Raw genomic sequence first — 18,439 nt, forward strand, 5'->3', positions numbered from 1 at the left:
CCCGGCCGGAATCCCCGCGCCGGGTCTCGTTATTATTGACCCAACGGGCGTATGCCTTCGGGTCGTCACACAGCCCAAAAAGGGCGCGCTGTTCGAGGTGGCGTAAGCCGAAAACGCCCGTAAGGGGACCACAGAACGCGGTTAGACAAAGGAAAGACGCATGTTTGCGGTCCTCAAGACTGGCGGCAAGCAGTACAAGGTTCAGGCGGGCGATATCCTCCGCATTGAAAAACTGGCTGCCGACGCAGGTGAAAAAGTTCAATTCAACGATGTTCTGATGCTGGGCGGCGACGCTCCGGTTGTTGGCGCACCTTTCGTTGAAGGCGCAGGCGTACAGGCCGAAGTGATCGAACAGATCAAAGGTGACAAGGTCATCAAATTCGTCAAGCGCCGTCGTAAGCACAGCTCGAAGCGTACTGTTGGCCACCGTCAGAAGCTGACTCTGGTCAAGATTACCGACATCCTGTCGTCGGGCGCTGACAAGTCGGGCATCAAGGTTGCAACCGGTTCGGCTCCGGCAGGCGAAGCTGCTCCCGCAGCGAAAAAGCCTGCCGCCAAGAAAGCGGAAGCCAAAGCAGAGGCACCTGCCGCTGCAGCTGCCGCCGATGATCTGACCAAGCTGAACGGTGTCGGCCCTGCCGCTGCCAAAAAGCTGGTTGAGGCCGGTATCGAGAACTTTGCCGCTCTGGCCGCCTTGTCGGACGAGCAGATTGCTGCTATCGACACCGTCAAAGTGAAACCCGAATGGGTTGAGCAGGCCAAAGAACTGGCCAAAGGCTAAGGAGAGAGAGAATGGCACATAAGAAAGCTGGCGGTTCCTCCCGTAACGGTCGCGACTCAGCAGGTCGTCGCCTTGGCGTGAAACTCTATGGTGGCCAGGCGGCCATCGCAGGCAACATCATCGTACGTCAGCGCGGCACCAAGTTCTGGCCGGGCGAAGGCGTAGGCATGGGCAAAGACCATACCATCTTTGCAACTGTCGATGGCGCCGTGAAGTTCCACAAGGGACTTAAAAACCGCACCTTTATTTCGGTCCTGCCAGTGGCGGAGGCCGCAGAGTAAGCCGAAACCCAGAAGGTTTAAGAAAAATTCATGGGGGACCGGCACAAAGTGCCGGTCCCCTTTCTCGTTTTCAGGAGCGGTCCTATGACCGAAGTGATCAAAACAGAACGCCTGACCCTGCGCCGATTCCGGCGTCAGGATTCGGCGCGTCTTGTTGACCTCCTGAGCGATCTGGATGTTGTGCGGTGGGTAACGAGCATCCCTTTTCCCTTTGCAATCACCGATGCAGAGAATTTTACCAAAAACCTCGCCTCGCAAGTTTACGATGCGTTTGCAATTGTACGAGGTGGGCAACTGATAGGTACGATTTCGGCAGGCGATGAGCTTGGGTATTGGCTAGGCCACCGATATTGGGGTCATGGCTACGCAACCGAAAGCGCACGCGCCATTGTCAGTCGGCACTTCCAAAGCAGCAAAGACGATCTCAAAGCCTCGTACCACCTTGGCAATGATCGTTCCCATGCTGTGCTGACAAAACTGGGATTTGATCCCACGTCACAATCCGAAGCTGTCGTGCGATCGACCGGAGAAACCGTGACGTTGCAGTGGATGGCGCTCAGCCAAGCCAGATGGGGGGCTGTGCAATGACCGTTGCAACCACCAGCTTCCTGATCTTCGCGGCGTCTCAAGTCGGAACACCGGGGCCGGCTAACATGGTTCTGTTGGGCACCGGTGCGCGCTATGGCTTCCGCGCGGCGCTGCCGTTTGTTGGCGGGGTTATACTTGGCAAGCAGTTGATCATTTGGCCCGTCGGGTTTGGCCTGCTGCAATTGGCTGAACAGGCGCCGATGGTGTTTGCGGCGCTCAAATATGCCTCAGCCGCATATATTCTTTGGCTGGCGTGGAAGATCGCCAATACACGGCTTTCGCCCCATTCCGGTGACAGCGTTGCGCCCGGATTTTGGGCTGGGCTGATCGTGCATCCGCTGAACCCCAAGGCCTGGGCGATGATCATTGCCGGGTTTACGGGATTTGTGGCAGCAGGAACGCCAAGTTTTGAGGCGACGATCACGATCGCTCTCTGTTTGTTGATTTGTCAGGTTGTTCTTCACCCAATCTGGACCTTTGCAGGCGATAGAATTGCCCATGCGGTTGAAGGTCGGCCTGCGGAAAAATATCTGATGTGGACGTTAGCGAGTTTGACAGTTGCGTCCGTACTTTTTGTGTTGTTCGGAGGAGGAACGCACTCATGAAGCTTGAGACGATAATCAATCAGCCGGTCATTGAAACCGAGCGGTTCGACCTGCGCCCATTGCGTCGGTCGGATATGGGTCTCATTGAACATTATGCAGGTGATGAGCGCGTGGCCCGTATGACCACGTCGATCCCGCATCCCTTGCCACCGGGCTCGATCGAGGCGTTTGTGACGCGCGCGATGGCCGAAGACCGGGATGAGGATGTCTGGGCGATGGATGCCACCAAAGACGGCGGGCCCGAGCTGATTGGCCTGATCTCATTGACGCGGCTGGATCGCAACCAGTCCGAGGTCGGCTATTGGGTCGCGCCGGTTTACTGGAATACCGGCATCGCGTCGCTGGCCGTCGAAACTCTGGTCAACGCGAATCCGCTGGAAAACGCGACCATGTTCGCCAGCGTGTTTCAGGACAATCCGGCCTCAGCCCGGGTGCTGACCCATTGCGGGTTCCAGTATCTTGGCGATGCGGAAACCTATTCGGTGGCGCGCGATGCGAATGTGCCCACCTGGACGTATACAAAGAAACTCTGACTTGTGGCCGATGGGGCCTTTGCAGTAGGGGACACACATGAAATTTCTCGATCTTGCAAAGGTCTACATCCGGTCCGGGGCCGGAGGTGGCGGCTGCGTCAGTTTCCGACGCGAAAAATACATTGAATATGGCGGACCCGATGGCGGGGACGGCGGTAAGGGCGGTTCGGTCTGGGCCGAGGTCGTGGACGGGCTGAACACCCTGATCGACTTTCGCTATCAGCAGCATTTCTTTGCCAAGAACGGTCAGCCCGGGCGCGGTCAGCAACGCACCGGCAAGGATGGTGATGACATCATCCTGCGTGTGCCCGTTGGCACAGAAATTCTGGACGAAGACGAAGAGACCGTGATCTGTGACCTGACAGAGGTCGGGCAGCGGTATTTGCTGGCCAAAGGTGGCAATGGCGGCTTCGGCAACCTGCACTTCAAATCCGCTACCAATCAGGCTCCACGCCGCGCCAATCCGGGGCAGGCGGGGATCGACCGTACCATCTGGTTGCGGCTCAAACTAATTGCAGATGTGGGCCTGTTGGGGATGCCCAATGCGGGCAAGTCAACCTTCTTGGCGGCCACTTCGAATGCACGCCCCAAGATCGCGGATTACCCGTTTACCACTCTACACCCCAATCTTGGGGTCGTTGGTGTTGATAACGTGGAATTCGTCGTTGCAGACATCCCCGGCCTGATCGAAGGCGCGCATGAGGGGCGTGGGATCGGTGACCGTTTCCTTGGGCATGTGGAGCGTTGTGCTGTCCTGCTGCATCTCGTCGACGGCACGTCCCAGACCGTTGCCGAGGATTACCGCACCATCATTCACGAGCTTGATGCCTATGGCGGAGAATTGGCGGAAAAGCCGCGCATCACCGTCTTGAACAAGGTCGACGCGCTGGATGAAGAAGAGCTTGCGCTTGCCAAGGAAGAGCTTGAACAAGCCGTAGGTGGTCCGGTCATGACCATGTCCGGTGTCGCGCATCTGGGCGTGACCGAAGTGTTGCGTGCCTTGCGGGCGCAGATTGACGAAAACCGCTTGCGCCAGAAACCCGCTGAGGAGGTCGCGCCTTGGCAACCCTGACCCATGCCAGCCGTCTGGTGGTCAAGATCGGGTCGGCCTTGCTTGTTGACCGGGCAACGGGGCTGCTCAGATCGGATTGGTTGAAATCCCTTGCGCAAGACGTGGCTTGGTTGAAAGGGCAGGGCACGGATGTTGTGCTGGTCTCATCCGGGTCGATTGCCTTGGGCCGAGGTGTTCTAGGGCTGCCCGTGCAAAATCTGCCGCTGGAACAGTCCCAAGCCGCTGCAGCGGTTGGACAAATCCGGCTGGCCCGCGCGTATGAAGAAGCGCTGACGCCGCATGAGATCAAAACCGCTCAGGTGCTGGTCACGTTGGAAGACAGCGCAGATCGGCGGCGTTATCTGAATTCCCGTGCAACGCTGGAAACGCTGCTGAGCCTAGGTGTTGTTCCGATTGTCAATGAAAACGATACAGTCGCCACAGATGAGATCCGGTATGGCGACAATGACCGACTGGCGGCGCAGATTGCCGTGACCATCGGCGCAGATCAGTTGATTCTACTGTCAGATGTCGACGGATTCTATTCGGGCAATCCCAACGAAGACGCGACAGCCACCCGGTACGATATCATCGAACAGATCACACCCGAGATCGAAGCCATGGCAGGCGATGCCGGATCGGGGCTGTCGAAGGGTGGCATGAAGACCAAGCTGTTGGCTGCCAAGATGGCGACGGCGGCAGGCTGCGATATGTCGATCACCGAAGGATCGCCCCTTAACCCTCTGAAAGCACTTGAGAATGGCGCGAATTGCACTTGGTTCACGGCCACCCTTGACCCGCACGCAGCACGCAAACGTTGGATTTCAGCGATGAAACCTCGTGGAGAGATCGTGGTCGACGACGGTGCTGCAAGGGCGCTTGCCAACGGCAAAAGCCTGCTGCCTGCTGGTATTGTCGAGGTGACCGGTGATTTCGGTCGCGGTGATCCCGTGGCCGTAATGGATCCGCAGGCGCGAAGGCTGGCGCAGGGGCTTAGCCGATATACCGCGCAAGAGGCGGACGCGATCAAAGGACGAAAATCATCTGAGATTGAGGCGACTCTTGGCTATCCTGGCCGCGCCGCCCTGATCCACAGAGACGATCTGGCGCTGTAAAGGCGCGACCTGACAAACTGAGACCGAAAGGCGCATGAGATGAAGGATTTCGACAACATTCCCGCAATGATGGCCGACCTTGGTGCGCGCGCTAAAGCCGCCTCGCAAGAGCTTGCCTTTGCCAGCGCTGAACGCAAACACGCAGCACTGATTGCCGCGGCTGATGCGGTATGGAACCACCGTTCTGACATCATTGAAGCCAATAAGAAAGACCTGGAGTTCGGTCGCGAGAAAGGTTTGAGCCCTGCGATGATGGACCGGCTGATGTTGGATGAGGCGCGTGTCCAAGACATGGTTGACGGGCTTCGCACGGTGGCAGAACAGGTCGATCCCGTGGGTGAAGTGCTGGCCGAATGGGACATGGCCTCGGGCCTGAACATTCAGCGGGTGCGCACGCCCTTGGGCGTGATCGGCGTAATCTACGAAAGCCGCCCCAACGTGACAGCCGACGCCGGGGCGCTTTGCCTAAAATCAGGCAATGCCGTGATCCTGCGCGGTGGGTCCGAAGGCTTCCATTCCTCTAAGGCAATCCATGCCTGTCTGATTGAAGGGCTGAAAGCAGCAGACCTTCCCGAAGATGCTATCCAGCTTGTCCCCACCCGGGATCGGGCAGCGGTGCAAGAGCTTTTGGCCATGACCGATTATGTCGACGTCATCGTGCCTCGTGGAGGCAAAGGGCTGGTTGGGCTTGTGCAACGCGAAGCGCGTGTGCCGGTCTTTGCGCATCTCGAAGGTATCGTTCATATCTATGTCGACAAGGCTGCTGATCCTCAGAAAACGCTGGATGTCGTCCTGAACGCCAAAACCCGGCGCACCGGCATCTGTGGCGCAGCAGAATGCCTGCTGATCCATGAAAATGTGGCTGAAACTCTAGGCCGCGATCTGATCGCTGCCTTACTGGCTGCTGGTGTCGAAGTGCATGCCGAGGGCGTCCTTGCGATCGAAAACACCATTCCCGCGTCGAATGACGATTGGGGCAAAGAATATCTCGACAGCATCATTGCTGCGCGCCCTGTTGCAGATATCGATGCAGCCATCGCGCATATACGCGAACACGGTTCAAATCACACCGATTGTATTATGACCGAAGACCCCGCCGCCGCCGAACGGTTCTTCGAACGGCTCGACAGCGCGATCCTAATGCATAACGCCTCGACCCAGTTTGCAGACGGTGGCGAATTCGGCATGGGTGCCGAGATCGGCATCGCCACCGGCAAGATGCACGCGCGCGGCCCGGTTGGAGCCGCTCAGCTGACCAGTTTCAAATATCTGGTGCGCGGAAACGGCACGACCCGGGGCTAGAACCGCAGTTTCACTTGGGTTGAGGTTGTTTCTGCCTCAACCCGGCGCCCCATCTCCAAAGCCGTGTTGGGCAACAGGGCGAATTGTACTTGAGCGGGGGTTAGCTTTTCGGCGAAGCGTCCTGTTGAGACCCCTCGCCACAGCCCTGTGTCGAGGCTTAGCTTGTCAGCTACACCGGTCACTGTCCATGCGTCGCCTTTGGTCTCAATCTCTACCTCGCCCCCAAAGGGCATTGCGCTTTCGCAGCACATGATGGCCAGAAAGGCGAGTTTCACCTGATTGCGTGGAACGGGTTCGGTTAGATTCCAACTTATCCGTACACGGCCTGCTTGCTCGACATCCCGCAGAAGTTCCACCACCTCGGTCCGCCCCAAGGGCTGATCACTGGCTGCGCCAAAAGCCACACGGAAAAACCGGATACGGGCGCCCGCACTGCCGACGCTGCCCGAAATCAACTCCATCTCAGGGCCTTGTACAGCACCAACCATCTCCAACAGTTCAAGCCCGTTGGTGATTGCCCCAATTGGGCTGATCAGATCATGGCAGATCCGAGAGCCGATCAACTCGGCCAGGTTGACGTCCGTAGCGCCCATGCGTACCTCCTGCTGGACCCGCCATTGGAGCCGGAGCCCTACATGACAGATCTGAATGCCATTCTTGCACCGGGCATGTATGTCCGCCACCCCGATTTCCCCGATTGGGGCGTTGGACAAGTACAGTCCAATATCGGAGGTAAGATCACCGTTAACTTTCGCGAGCAGGGGAAAGTGGTAATCGACGGGACACGCATAGCCCTGATGCCGGTCTTTGATCCGTGAAACTGGTTTAGGAATGGTTAACAACTCGGGTGAAACGCGGGCTTGTTGCCTTTGGCCACGCAATCGCGTTATCAGCGCGCAATCGACATAATGGAACATAATTGATGCCCGACAAAGGCCCCTCATTCACTGTCAAACTGGCCGAAAACGAGGCTGAACTGCGGGCGGCCCAACGTCTGCGCTATGACGTGTTTGTCCGGGAACTGGGTGGCGGCGGTGAGATGGTCGACCATGAGGCCGGGCTCGAACAAGATCGCTTCGATCCATATTTCGATCATATGCTGGCCATAGACGATACAACTGATGAGGTGATCGGCGTTTATCGACTGCTCCCGGGTGAACGGGCGGCAGAAATCGGGCAGTTCTATTCCGAAGATGAGTACGATCTGAGTGTTCTCAAGCAAAGTGATCGCAATCTGCTGGAACTCGGACGCTCCTGTGTTCATCCGGACTACCGCGGCGGCACTGCGATGTATCATTTGTGGAATGGTTTGGCTGCCTATGTCTTCGAGCGCGAGATTGAGGTCTTGTTTGGTGTGGCGAGTTTCCACGGAATCGACGTGCAGAAACTGGCGCAACCGTTATCGATGCTGCATCACAACCATCTTGCCCCGCCCGATCTGAGGGTTCGGGCGCAACCCGATGTGTTTCAACCCATGGATCTATTGCCACCCGAGGCGCTGGATCGGCGCGCGGCAATGGTGCAAGTGCCTGCGCTGATCAAGGCGTATCTTCGACTGGGCGGTTTCGTGGGCGAGGGGGCGTTTATCGATCATGCATTCAACACCACGGATGTGTGCCTGATCCTGGACACAAACCGCATGAATGAGCGTCAGCGGCGCATCTATGGCGGAGCTTGAACCGGTGAGTGATCCCTCATGGCAGAGCGAAGATGCGCCTGAACCCATTGAGCTTGGTTTCTTGGGCTGGGTTTTGGTGGTCCTTCGCGGCCTGCCACTAGCCCTTCTGGTGTTTGGAGGGTTGCTCATCTTACTCGTCACACGCCTGATCGAACGCCCGCTTTGTGGCGTTCAACGACCGGTGACGCCATTTATTTCACAATTCGTTTGTCGCAATGCGTTTCGAATCCTTGGGATCGGATTTCGCACCTCTGGTAGATTGATGCGGGAACGTGGGGCGGTGGTTGCCAACCATACGTCGTGGCTGGATATCTTTGCGCTGAATGCGCGTAAGCGTGTGTATTTCGTGTCAAAAGCCGAGGTCGCGAATTGGCCCGGCATAGGCTGGCTGGCGCGCGCAACAGGTACTGTGTTTATCGAGCGCGATCGCAAAAAGGCCCGTGAACAGACCAGGGTGTTTGAAGAACGTCTGAAGGCCGGGCACAAGCTGTTGTTCTTTCCCGAAGGCACCTCGACCGACGGTCTTCGGGTTTTGCCATTTAAAACAACTCTCTTTGCGGCGTTCTTCACTGAAGAATTGCGAGAGTTCATGTATGTTCAACCGGTCTCGGTCATCTTTCACGCACCCGAAGGACAACCCGAAAGGTTTTATGGCTGGTGGGGCGACATGGAATTCGGACCGCATTTGCTGAAGACTTTGGGCGCCCGGCGGCAAGGCACCGTGGAATTGATCTACCACGCGCCAGCCAAGGTTAGCGACTTTGAAAACCGCAAAGCGCTGGCGGCTCATTGTGAAGAGGCTGTACGTCATGCGCATTCGCTGGCGCGGCTTGAAAAATAAGGGCATTTGGCCCTTGCGCTGCTGCTTAACCTGCCGTATACGCGCGCCATTCAAACCCGCAGGCGGGGTTTGGCCTTTTTGAGGGAGACATCCTTATCAAGGCCGCCGGTTGGAGCATTCGCTTCTTTCACCCCCGCTCAGGCGTAAACCGGAAAAGGAAACATAGCATGGCTCTTCCCGAGTTCACCATGCGTCAGCTGCTGGAAGCTGGCGTTCACTTTGGTCACCAGACACAGCGTTGGAATCCCCGTATGGGCCCGTTCATCTACGGCTCACGCAATGGCATCCACATCATGGACTTGACCCAGACCGTTCCGATGCTGGATCAGGCGCTGCAGGCCGTTCGTGACACCGTTGCAAAAGGTGGCCGCGTTCTGTTCGTTGGTACCAAGCGTCAGGCCGCTGGCCCGATCGCTGAAGCGGCTGAAAAGTCGGCTCAGTACTACATGAACCACCGCTGGCTGGGCGGCACGCTGACCAACTGGAAAACCGTTTCCCAGTCGATCAACCGTCTGAACCAGATCGACGAAGCGATGGAATCGGGTGCTGAAGGCCTGACCAAGAAAGAGCGTCTGGGCATGGAGCGTGACCAGGGCAAATTGCAGGCATCGCTGGGCGGTATCCGCGAAATGGGCGGCGTTCCTGATCTGCTGTTCGTCATCGACGTCAAGAAAGAAGCACTGGCGATCGCCGAAGCCAACAAGCTGGGTATCCCGGTTGTAGCTGTTGTCGACACCAACTGCTCGCCCGATGGTGTTGACTACATCATCCCCGGCAACGACGACGCAGCCCGCGCAATCGCGCTGTACTGCGATCTGGCCGCACGTGCCGCACTGGACGGCATGACTGCACAGATGGGTGCAGCAGGCGTTGATCTGGGTGCATTCGAAGAAGCTCCGGTTGAGGAAGCCGTTGCCGAAGAAGCACCCGCAGAAGAAGCCGCGCCGGAAGCCAAAGCCGAAGCGTAAGCTGCCCGTCACGTAAATGACATATGGGGCAGGGTAGACCTGCCCCAATTCCGTTTGAATTGAGGAGAGCCAAAAGATGGCAATCACAGCAGCAATGGTTAAAGAACTGCGCGACTCGACCGGCGCAGGCATGATGGACGCGAAAAAAGCGCTGACCGAAACCGGCGGCAACATGGACGAGGCCGTCGACTGGCTGCGTACCAAAGGCCTGGCCAAAGCGGCGAAGAAATCGGGCCGTACCGCAGCCGAAGGTCTGGTTGCTGTTCACGTGAACGGTAACAACGGTGTAGCAGTCGAGGTGAACTCGGAAACCGACTTTGTTGCGAAGAACGGCGAGTTCCAGGAAATGGTTGGCAAGATCACCTATGCTGCCGAAGGCGTTGATGACGTTGACGCGCTGCTAGCTGCTGATCTGGGCGGCAAATCCGTTGCGGACACGCTGACTGACAAGATCGCTACCATCGGTGAAAACATGTCGGTTCGCCGCATGTCGAAACTGTCGGGCGACACTGTTGTGTCTTACGTCCACAACGCAGCGACGAATGGCATGGGCAAAATTGGCGTGCTGGTAGCCTTGTCAGGTGGTGACGAAGCGATCGGCAAGCAGGTTGCGATGCACATCGCGGCTGTGAACCCGGCAGCTCTGTCCGAAGCCGACATGGATCCGGCTGTTGTCGAGAAAGAAAAGCAGGTTCAGATGGACATCGCCCGCGAATCCGGCAAGCCGGAGCAGGTGATCGAGAAGATGATCGAAGGCCGCATGAAGAAATTCGTCGCCGAATCGACTCTGCTGAACCAGCAATTTGTCGTGAACCCCGACCTGACCGTCGAAGCGGCGGCCAAAGAAGCAGGCGCCACCATCACCGGATTTGTCCGCATGGAAGTTGGTGAAGGCATCGTCGTCGAAAAGGAAGACTTCGCAGCCGAAGTTGCCAAGGCCGCTCAGGGCTAAGATCTATTGCAGCCTCAGTTTGAGGCTGCGACAAATACGAACCCGGTTGCATAGCGCAGCCGGGTTTTTTCGTGCCAAAAGCCTGAAAACCGATGCTTGTGTAAGGTGTTGAGTTTGTAAGGTGTTGAATTGAGGGGCCCCGCATGATGGGGATGGAAGGGCCCCTCAAAATTTCCGGCAAAGAGACGCGGACGAATAGGCGCCTCGGTGTCAGAGCGATCAGAGAGCTTTGGAATTACAAAGATCCAATCAAAATGTTCCCTGGCTAAAGCCACCACTCACGGAACAATATCAATTTGCAATTTTATCGTAAGATTCGGAAAGTCATGTATTCCTTACCCTAGGTCAATTTGACGCAATTTAGCGTCAAAATAGGGTCATGCTTCCATAACAAACATCTGATTCTGCAACGCGGCCTTAAGCACTGCTTGCGCCGTAGTCTCAACAGACAGTGCCTCACGCGCCAGGCGTAGGTGTTTTTCAACAGTTGCAGAGGTCAACCCCATCAGCAATGCGATGTCCTGGGTCGTCTTGCCATCACCGACCCATTGCAACGCCTCGCGCTGACGCTTGGTCAATGCACGGTTCGGCGCATTGTAGGGCAGGGTGAGGATTTTCAGATGCGCGACATTGTTCATCAGCAAAATGTCTTCGCCATGCTTCTTCCAGACCTCATCCATCTCTTGCTGGCTATGCTCACGCGCCGCAAGTGAGATCGCGCCTTTGGAACGCATTGAAATCGAATTGAAGCTGACCGTATAACCAGCTGAAACACCAAGGGATTTGTTAAACTCAAACACCCTGATTTCTTCTTCAGACATAACACCGCTGGACATCATGTCGTGGATCATGCTCCAACTGGCGGCCCCGTCATTGTTTAAGGCCCATTTCAGCATTGGGGCGTGAAAATAGAGGCCCGACCGAAGAAAGCCATCCAAATACCGCTGGCAATGGTTGGTCAGGATCACAAAATCCTCTGGGTCACCCAATGATGTCGCTGTGCGATACTGGGTGTGGCCGTACAGGAGCCGGTCGAACCCAAACTTCGCCATCTGGCGGCAATGCGCATCCCAAAGCTCTTCGAGCGTTTTCGCGTAGCTGAGGAAATTGAGATACTCTTTGAGGTTCATCCCGTGCCTCTCTCAGCCAGGTGAGCGGCGAGCGCATTCAGCGCCAACACATAGCTTTGCGCACCAAATCCGCAGATCTGTCCAATGGCGACAGGCGCGATATACGATTTATGCCGAAATGCTTCACGGGCATGAATGTTGGACAAATGCACCTCAACCACGGGGACTTCGGCAGAAGAAATCGCATCCATCAACGCCACCGAAGTATGCGTAAACGCGCCTGCATTCAGGGTAATGCCGTCCTGCGTACCACGGGATGCGTGGATCGCATCAATTAGCGCGCCCTCATGATTGGATTGGAAATGAGTGACATTTTGGCCCAGCGACTTGCCATGCGCCACGCATAGATCTTCGATCATCCGCAACGTGGTCGCGCCGTAAACTTCGGGTTGTCGCGTGCCCAGCAAGTTCAGGTTCGGACCATTCAGAACCAGGATATTGTGCATCTTCAAACTGTCCCCATCTTCCTTTTTTCATAACCATGAATCCAAGAGGCGTCTAGCAGCCTTCTCTCTTAGGGGTAGAGCATCATTGTCGCATCGGTTTTGGCGCAACAGCTCAACGCTGGCGAAGTTCAGATATCCTCCATCGTCACCACAACTTTACCGAGAGCTTCGCGCCGCTCCAGCATGCTGATTGCTTCGGCTGCGCGTTCCAGCGGAAATTTTGCGCTGATGCGTGGCGCGATCTTTCCCGCGCTATACATGCCAAACAATTCAGCCATGTTCTGTGCGTGCCCCTTCGGATCGCGAAGCACCGAAGCGCCCCAGAACACGCCGACGATCTGACAGCCCTTGAGTAACGTCAGATTCAACGGAATGCTGGGAATACCCGCGGGAAATCCAACGACAAGATAGCGCCCGCCCCAAGCCAAGCTGCGCAGCGCAGGCTGTGCGTAGTCTCCACCCACGGCGTCATAAACCACATCGACGCCGCCACTTCCGGCCAGTGATTTGATCTCTGCAGACAGGGCCTTTTGCGCCTCGCGATCCATCGAGCGCGGATAGATCAGCGTCTCATCTGCACCGACATTCTTGCAGAATTCCGCCTTATCCGCAGAAGAGACCGCCGCGATGACGCGCGCGCCCATCGATTTGGCAAGTTCGATGGCGGCAGACCCAACACCGCCCGCGGCACCAAGGATCAACACAGACTCTCCTGGCTGCAGCTGAGCACGGTCCTTCAGAGCGTGGTAAGACGTACCATAGGTAAAGATGAAACATGCGGCGTCTTCGAATGGCATTGTATCTGGAATGTTGACAGCGGTCGCCGGATTGAGCGTCAGATGCGTAGCAAACCCGCCATGTCCGGACAGCGCGAGAATACGGTCACCGGGCGCGAAATCGGTTACACCTTCGCCAACCGAGGTAATTTCGCCAGCGATTTCGCCACCAGGGGCGAAAGGGCGGGGCGGTTTCATTTGGTACAGGTCTCGGATCATCAATGTATCAGGAAAATTTACGCCAGCGGCGCGGATACGTACGACAATTTCGCCCGCTTTTGGGGTCGGATCAGGCAAGGTGGTCAGTTCCAATGTTTCCGGACCGCCTGGTGTGACGCTGAGTAATGCCTGCATGTTCTCTACTTGCCTCTTGCTTCGCGTGAATTGAAATCGTTGGATTGCTGACAAGCATTGTCAAGGCGATCGCTCGTCTGGTTCCGCGAGGTCGAGTGTATCGTATCGAATTTCAAAAAGGAGAACGCATGACCCCCGAGACATTGTTTTCGCTAAGCGGCAAAACGGCATTGGTGACAGGCGGCGCCACTGGAATTGGCCGAATGGCAGCCGAAGCACTGGTCTATGCCGGGGCACATGTATTGATAGCCTCGCGCAAAGGCGACGCGTGCGAAGCTGTCGCGGCGCAGTTGAATGCATTGGATGCGCCTGGCTCGGCCGAAGGGTTTTCTGGCGACATCGGCGATGAAACGGGTATCGATGCGCTGGTTAATGAGGTCAAGAAACACACCCAATCACTTGAAATACTGATGAATAATGCTGGCGTTACATGGGGTGCGCCAATGGGCCAGTTTCCCCGTGCCGCATGGGACAAGGTTATGGCTGTCAACGTAGCAGGGGTGTTTGATCTGACCCAGAAGCTGCTGCCACTTCTGATGCAATCTGCATCTGACGACGATCCGGCGCGGGTGATCAATGTGGGCTCTGTTATGGGAGAGGTCCCGATGGGAGACGGGGCCTACAGCTATTCCGCCTCAAAAGCAGCGGTGATCCACCTGTCAAAGATCATGGCAAAAGAACTGGCGCCTTATCGGGTCACAGTAAATGCACTGGCGCCGGGGCCGTTCGTGTCGCGCATGACGGCCTTTGCGACCGAAGACGAAACCAAGCGTGATTTGGTGGGCAAGGGTGTCCCGCTGGGCCGCGTCGGTCGAGACGAAGATATTGCGGGATGCCTGCTGTTCCTGTGTGGCCGTGGCGGCAGCTATGTCACCGGTGCGGTGATCCCGGTCTCAGGTGGGATCAACGTACAGACGGCGGGTAATATCTTTGCCGATGCCCAGTAACGACCGGTTCACTTCAAATGACTGAGAAACCACTGAGCGATACGTCTCTGGATATCAACGCTGTTGATGCTTATCTTAAATCACAGCTTGATGGATTTAACGGCCCACTTGAAGCGGAGAAGTTTACCGTTGGCCAGTCCAACCCGACCTATCTGCTGCGTACTCCGACCAAGTCCTGTGTTTTAAGGCGCAAACCCCCAGGGGTTCTATTGAAATCTGCTCATGCGGTGGATCGAGAGTTTCGCGTTTTGGCAGCGTTAGCGGGCAGTAACGTGCCTGTACCCAAGGTTTACCTGCTTTGCGAAGACGACGAAGTCATCGGGTCGGCCTTCTATGTGATGGAACATCTGCAAGGACGCACGTTTGTTGACCCCGTCATGCAGGATGAAGACAACGAAACGCGCACAGGTGTTCTGGAAGAAATGAACCGCGTGCTGGCCGAATTGCATATGGTTGATATCGATGCTGCAGGCCTTACCGATTACGGACCGCCCGGCAACTATTTCGAGCGGCAGATTGCCCGTTGGACAAAGCAATATCGCGCGTCTGAAACCGAAATCATTCCTGATATGAACCAGTTGATTTCTGCTTTGGAGTCGCAGATCCCTGCTGATGACAATCAAAGAACACTGGTACACGGCGATTACCGCATCGACAATCTGATGTTTGAAACCGACGGAACAGCCTGCATTGGCGTGCTGGATTGGGAACTTTCAACCATCGGGCATCCTTATGCGGATTTGGCGGCGGTCATCATGCAGTGGCAACTGCCACCCGGCAAACAAGGCCGAGGTCTGGCCGGTGTTGATCGTGAAAGCTTGGGCCTGCCCTCTGATCAAGCCTTTATCGCCGACTATTGCGCGCGTCGCGGATTGCCGGGGATCGAGAATTTTGGGTTCTACCTTGCTTTCAACTTCTTCCGCATGGCCGGTATTCTGCAAGGTGTCTATAAACGGGCGCTCGACGGCAACGCATCAGACCCGGCAAGGGCGCGCGCGTTTGGTGCATATGTTCCAATCTTTGCGCAGCACGGGTTGTCCGCGTTGGATCAGACATAAGGGGAATTCTCTGAGCCAAACGTCAAGTCATCGTAAATGGGCTGAAACAGGCAGATTTATCTGTTACTGCATTCAGTCGGCATGCAAGATCGACCCAACGAACACGGAGCCGATATATGGGACTTGATCCGACTGCGCAGATGCATATTCACAAGTGGATGCAGAGATATGTCGACCAGCGGAAATATGCTGGCAGCGCACTTCTGATACATCAGCATGGGCAAGAGGCCTTCTTTCACGCTTGTGGTCGCCGCTGTATCGAAAACGACCTTGAGTTTCAGCGCGACAGTCTGGTTCGGATATATTCGATGACCAAGCCCGTGACATCCGTCGCACTGATGATGCTGGTCGAGCAGGGGTTGTTTCATCTCGATGCGCCTGTTTCCGAGTTTCTGCCAGAATTTGCGACCATGAAGGCGCTGACGCCAAATGCGACAAGTATTGATCAGACCGAGGACGCACCGACTCCAAGCCTGCATCAGTTGCTGACGCATACCAGCGGGCTAAGCTATCCGTTCAATCCTGGCCTGCTGCCCGAAGCAATGGATGAGCTGAATCTGATCTTTTCCGCGCAACAGGGCCCTCTGGCGGATCGGGTCAAAGTGTTGGCGGAATTACCCTTGGCATTTCAGCCCGGTACACGATGGGAGTATTCGGTCGGAATTGATGTAATCGGCCACGTGATCGAAGTTGTGTCGGGCAAATCGCTGGATGTTTACTTCGACGAGAACATTTTCCAACCTCTTGGGATGACGGAAACCGCGTTCTCGGTGCCTGCAGGGGCAGGGGACCGGTTTGCGTCGCTTTATACACCGCTGGAAGGCGATGCGATGGCGCTGAACGCAGCCAAATCCGGCGGCGAAACTCTCCGATTGGTAGATAGCGCCGGGCAATCTCCATTTGAAGCGACCACAACCTTTTCCGGTGGCGGCGGATTGATAAGTACGATCGACGACTACAGCAAGTTTGCCGAAATGCTGAGGAACAACGGAACTGGCAATGGCGCACGCCTGCTGGGCCCAAAGACAGTAGAGTTTATGTTTCGCAATCACTTACCGGGCGACATTGCATCGATGGGACCCCAAAGCTTTGCCGAACAACCCATGGAAGGTACAGGGTTCGGTATCGGTGGCGCAGTGATTCTGAACCCGGCGCGCACCAAAGCCCCAGGCTCGATCGGTGATTATGGTTGGGGTGGAATGGCCTCAACCTATTTCTGGATTGATCCGATCAACCAGCTTTCAACTGTGTTCTTCACCCAGCTGTCGCCGTCCAGCTCCTATCCGTCGCGCGCAGAGCTAAAAGCACTTGTTCACGCAGCGCTCGTTGAATCATCCGATTTAGGGTGATACCGGAAAAGCCAAGACGCCGGAGACCCCAGAATGACCGAAGCTGAGCGCATACTGCTTGATCTGCTGAATATCGAGCGCCTCGAAGTCGATCTGTTTCGCGGAACCGGATCAGGCGGGGAAACACCGACGCGCATCTTCGGTGGGCAGGTGATTGCACAGGCTCTCGCGGCGGCTTACAGTACGGTTGAAGGGCGGCTCTGTCATTCCTTACATGCTTATTTTATTAGACCAGGCGATCCTTCGATTCCTGTTATATATCAAGTGGATAGCGCGCGAGATGGACGTTCATTTACGACCCGTCGCGTAGTTGCGATCCAGCATGGCAAGCAAATCCTGAACATGTCGGCCTCGTTCCATAAACAGGATGATGGGTGGGATCATCAGCATCCCATTCCAAAGGTAGATGCGCCCGAACATTATCCGTCGCGCGATGAATTGCGGGAAAACTATCTGGATCGTGTACCAGACAAACTAAAGCCGGAATTGTTGCGCGAACGTCCAATCGAAGTGCGCGAGATCGACCCGTTAGACTTGTTTTCGCCTGCGAAGGTAGACGACAAGAACCATATTTGGTTTCGAATGAATGCAGCTAATCACGCGGATACGATTACACAGCATCTGCTTCTGGCCTATGCCTCAGACATGAGCTTGCTGAGCTCGGGAATGCGTCCTCATGGGTTAAGCTGGTTTACTGGCGAGATCGACGGCGCGAGTCTTGATCACGCAATCTGGTTTCATGCACCCGTTCAATTTCAGAACTGGCATCTCTACACGATGGAATCGCCATGGACAGGGCAGGGGCGCAGCTTTAACCGCGGCTCGATCTATGCCCAAGATGGCACTTTGGTTGCATCAGTAGCGCAGGAAGGCCTATTGAGGCGTCGAAAATCGCGTTAGATATCTCTTGCAAACTGCTGATCTATCTTATTCATTCCGTCCAGCCATCGATCATGATCTTCGGCTTTCAGGCGCACATAGTCCGAAACTTGCGGATGCGGAAGGATTAAAAACCGCTCTTCCGCAAGCGCCTCGACGCAGGACTGCGCAACATCAGCGGGTTCAAGCATCCCATCAATTGTTGCAACCGAATCCTCAAATCCGCGTGTCATCTCAGAGCGCACGGCTTGCGGACATAACACTGAAACCCGAATTCCGCGGTCGCGGTACGTCAGCGCGACCCATTCAGCAAATCCAACAGCCGCATGTTTGGTCACGCCATAGGGTGCGGCACCGGGAATGTTGAGCAAGCCGGCGGCAGACGCCGTAACCATCAGATAACCGCTGCCACGTGCCAACATTCGTGGGATCAAATGCCTTGCCGTCCAGACGTGAGACATAACGTTGATCCGCCAGATGCGATCCCAATCTTCGTCCGGCACATCAAGCCCACCAAAGGTCAGTATACCGGCATTGGCACAGAATAGATCAATCGGAGCAATCGTATCTTCGACCGTCTCAATCAGTACGCGAATATCGTTTTCTTTGGAGACATCACAACTAAAGGTAGTACCACCAATTTGCTGCGCTACAGACCGTGCTCCTTCAAGATCGATATCGGCGCAAATGACATGCGCGCCTTCAACTGAGAACCGTTCGGCCAAACCTTTACCGATGCCACTTGCCGCGCCGGTTATAACAACGGTCTTTCCATCTAGATCCATAGCAACATCCGGGCTCCACA

General features: G+C 56.0%; 22 protein-coding genes. 17 read left to right on the forward strand and 5 right to left on the reverse strand.

What is annotated here, in order from left to right:
- The first annotated feature begins 160 nt into the window (after positions 1–160).
- From ACR0B3_RS02875 to ACR0B3_RS02910, 8 genes are all read left to right on the forward strand, one after another.
- Positions 161–781: a 50S ribosomal protein L21 gene (locus tag ACR0B3_RS02875; protein WP_480807763.1), complete on the forward strand. Its 621-nt coding sequence runs from the start codon at positions 161–163 to the stop codon at positions 779–781.
- A gap of 11 nt (positions 782–792) precedes the next feature.
- Positions 793–1,062, forward strand: coding sequence for a 50S ribosomal protein L27 (gene rpmA, locus ACR0B3_RS02880; protein ID WP_010440093.1), 270 nt, complete (start codon positions 793–795; stop codon positions 1,060–1,062).
- Positions 1,063–1,146: 84 nt separating this feature from the next.
- Positions 1,147–1,650: a GNAT family N-acetyltransferase gene (locus tag ACR0B3_RS02885; RefSeq protein ID WP_480807764.1), complete on the forward strand. Its 504-nt coding sequence runs from the start codon at positions 1,147–1,149 to the stop codon at positions 1,648–1,650.
- Positions 1,647–2,255, forward strand: a complete 609-nt coding sequence (locus tag ACR0B3_RS02890; protein ID WP_170683870.1) for a LysE family translocator — start codon at positions 1,647–1,649, stop codon at positions 2,253–2,255. Before ACR0B3_RS02885 ends, ACR0B3_RS02890 begins: the two co-directional genes overlap by 4 nt.
- Positions 2,252–2,788 carry a GNAT family N-acetyltransferase gene (locus tag ACR0B3_RS02895; RefSeq protein WP_170719061.1) on the forward strand — a complete coding sequence of 179 codons (537 nt, stop codon included), beginning with the start codon at positions 2,252–2,254 and terminating at the stop codon, positions 2,786–2,788. Before ACR0B3_RS02890 ends, ACR0B3_RS02895 begins: the two co-directional genes overlap by 4 nt.
- Positions 2,789–2,825: 37 nt before the next feature.
- The gene (gene obgE / locus ACR0B3_RS02900; RefSeq protein WP_480807765.1) at positions 2,826–3,860 is read left to right on the forward strand and encodes a GTPase ObgE; all 1,035 of its coding nucleotides are present in this window, start codon (positions 2,826–2,828) and stop codon (positions 3,858–3,860) included.
- Entirely contained in the window at positions 3,848–4,954 is a 1,107-nt protein-coding gene (gene proB, locus ACR0B3_RS02905; RefSeq protein ID WP_480807766.1) for a glutamate 5-kinase, read from the forward strand. The genes obgE and proB overlap by 13 nt, the downstream gene beginning before the upstream one ends.
- 39 nt (positions 4,955–4,993) lie before the next feature.
- Complete coding sequence (locus ACR0B3_RS02910; protein WP_480807767.1) at positions 4,994–6,256, forward strand: glutamate-5-semialdehyde dehydrogenase; 1,263 nt, start codon at positions 4,994–4,996, stop codon at positions 6,254–6,256.
- Here the strand turns inward: ACR0B3_RS02910 and ACR0B3_RS02915 are convergent.
- The gene (locus ACR0B3_RS02915; protein WP_480807768.1) at positions 6,253–6,849 is read right to left on the reverse strand and encodes a histidine phosphotransferase family protein; all 597 of its coding nucleotides are present in this window, start codon (positions 6,847–6,849) and stop codon (positions 6,253–6,255) included. The genes ACR0B3_RS02910 and ACR0B3_RS02915 overlap by 4 nt on opposite strands.
- 42 nt (positions 6,850–6,891) lie before the next feature.
- Between ACR0B3_RS02915 and ACR0B3_RS02920 the strand changes: the two genes are divergently transcribed.
- The 5 genes from ACR0B3_RS02920 (at position 6,892) to tsf (ending at position 10,695) form a co-directional block, all read left to right on the forward strand.
- Complete coding sequence (locus ACR0B3_RS02920; RefSeq protein ID WP_010440107.1) at positions 6,892–7,074, forward strand: DUF3553 domain-containing protein; 183 nt, start codon at positions 6,892–6,894, stop codon at positions 7,072–7,074.
- Between the two features lie 104 nt (positions 7,075–7,178).
- Complete coding sequence (olsB, locus tag ACR0B3_RS02925) at positions 7,179–7,934, forward strand: L-ornithine N(alpha)-acyltransferase (protein WP_480807769.1); 756 nt, start codon at positions 7,179–7,181, stop codon at positions 7,932–7,934.
- A complete protein-coding gene (olsA, locus tag ACR0B3_RS02930; protein ID WP_480807770.1) occupies positions 7,921–8,775 on the forward strand; it encodes a lyso-ornithine lipid O-acyltransferase in 855 nt (284 codons plus the stop codon). Before olsB ends, olsA begins: the two co-directional genes overlap by 14 nt.
- Positions 8,776–8,942: 167 nt before the next feature.
- Positions 8,943–9,743 carry a 30S ribosomal protein S2 gene (gene rpsB / locus ACR0B3_RS02935; protein WP_170375336.1) on the forward strand — a complete coding sequence of 267 codons (801 nt, stop codon included), beginning with the start codon at positions 8,943–8,945 and terminating at the stop codon, positions 9,741–9,743.
- A 76-nt stretch (positions 9,744–9,819) separates the two neighbouring features.
- Complete coding sequence (gene tsf / locus ACR0B3_RS02940) at positions 9,820–10,695, forward strand: translation elongation factor Ts (RefSeq protein ID WP_170683857.1); 876 nt, start codon at positions 9,820–9,822, stop codon at positions 10,693–10,695.
- Positions 10,696–11,072: 377 nt separating this feature from the next.
- Here tsf and ACR0B3_RS02945 read toward each other — a convergent pair whose 3' ends face one another.
- The 3 genes from ACR0B3_RS02945 to ACR0B3_RS02955 form a co-directional block, all read right to left on the reverse strand.
- The gene (locus tag ACR0B3_RS02945) at positions 11,073–11,825 is read right to left on the reverse strand and encodes a LuxR family transcriptional regulator (RefSeq protein WP_170683856.1); all 753 of its coding nucleotides are present in this window, start codon (positions 11,823–11,825) and stop codon (positions 11,073–11,075) included.
- On the reverse strand, positions 11,822–12,271 hold the full coding sequence (gene aroQ / locus ACR0B3_RS02950) for a type II 3-dehydroquinate dehydratase (protein WP_480807771.1): 450 nt from the start codon (positions 12,269–12,271) through the stop codon (positions 11,822–11,824). Before aroQ ends, ACR0B3_RS02945 begins: the two co-directional genes overlap by 4 nt.
- Positions 12,272–12,399: 128 nt before the next feature.
- The gene (locus ACR0B3_RS02955) at positions 12,400–13,401 is read right to left on the reverse strand and encodes an NADPH:quinone oxidoreductase family protein (RefSeq protein WP_480807772.1); all 1,002 of its coding nucleotides are present in this window, start codon (positions 13,399–13,401) and stop codon (positions 12,400–12,402) included.
- A gap of 128 nt (positions 13,402–13,529) precedes the next feature.
- On the opposite strand from ACR0B3_RS02955, the gene ACR0B3_RS02960 reads away from it, so the two are divergent.
- The 4 genes from ACR0B3_RS02960 to ACR0B3_RS02975 all read left to right on the forward strand — a co-directional run bounded on the left by ACR0B3_RS02960 (position 13,530) and on the right by ACR0B3_RS02975 (position 17,655).
- Positions 13,530–14,348 (forward strand): SDR family NAD(P)-dependent oxidoreductase, encoded by an 819-nt coding sequence (locus ACR0B3_RS02960; RefSeq protein WP_480807773.1) that lies wholly within the window; start codon positions 13,530–13,532, stop codon positions 14,346–14,348.
- Between the two features lie 17 nt (positions 14,349–14,365).
- Positions 14,366–15,406: a phosphotransferase family protein gene (locus ACR0B3_RS02965; protein ID WP_480807774.1), complete on the forward strand. Its 1,041-nt coding sequence runs from the start codon at positions 14,366–14,368 to the stop codon at positions 15,404–15,406.
- 116 nt (positions 15,407–15,522) lie between these two features.
- Positions 15,523–16,755, forward strand: a complete 1,233-nt coding sequence (locus tag ACR0B3_RS02970) for a serine hydrolase domain-containing protein (RefSeq protein WP_480807775.1) — start codon at positions 15,523–15,525, stop codon at positions 16,753–16,755.
- Between the two features lie 33 nt (positions 16,756–16,788).
- Positions 16,789–17,655, forward strand: coding sequence for an acyl-CoA thioesterase (locus ACR0B3_RS02975; RefSeq protein WP_480807776.1), 867 nt, complete (start codon positions 16,789–16,791; stop codon positions 17,653–17,655).
- Here ACR0B3_RS02975 and ACR0B3_RS02980 read toward each other — a convergent pair.
- A complete protein-coding gene (locus ACR0B3_RS02980; protein ID WP_480807777.1) occupies positions 17,652–18,419 on the reverse strand; it encodes an SDR family oxidoreductase in 768 nt (255 codons plus the stop codon). The genes ACR0B3_RS02975 and ACR0B3_RS02980 overlap by 4 nt on opposite strands.
- Between the last annotated feature and the right edge of the window lie 20 nt (positions 18,420–18,439).

It is taken from the genome of Ruegeria sp. CE9 (assembly GCF_056537425.1).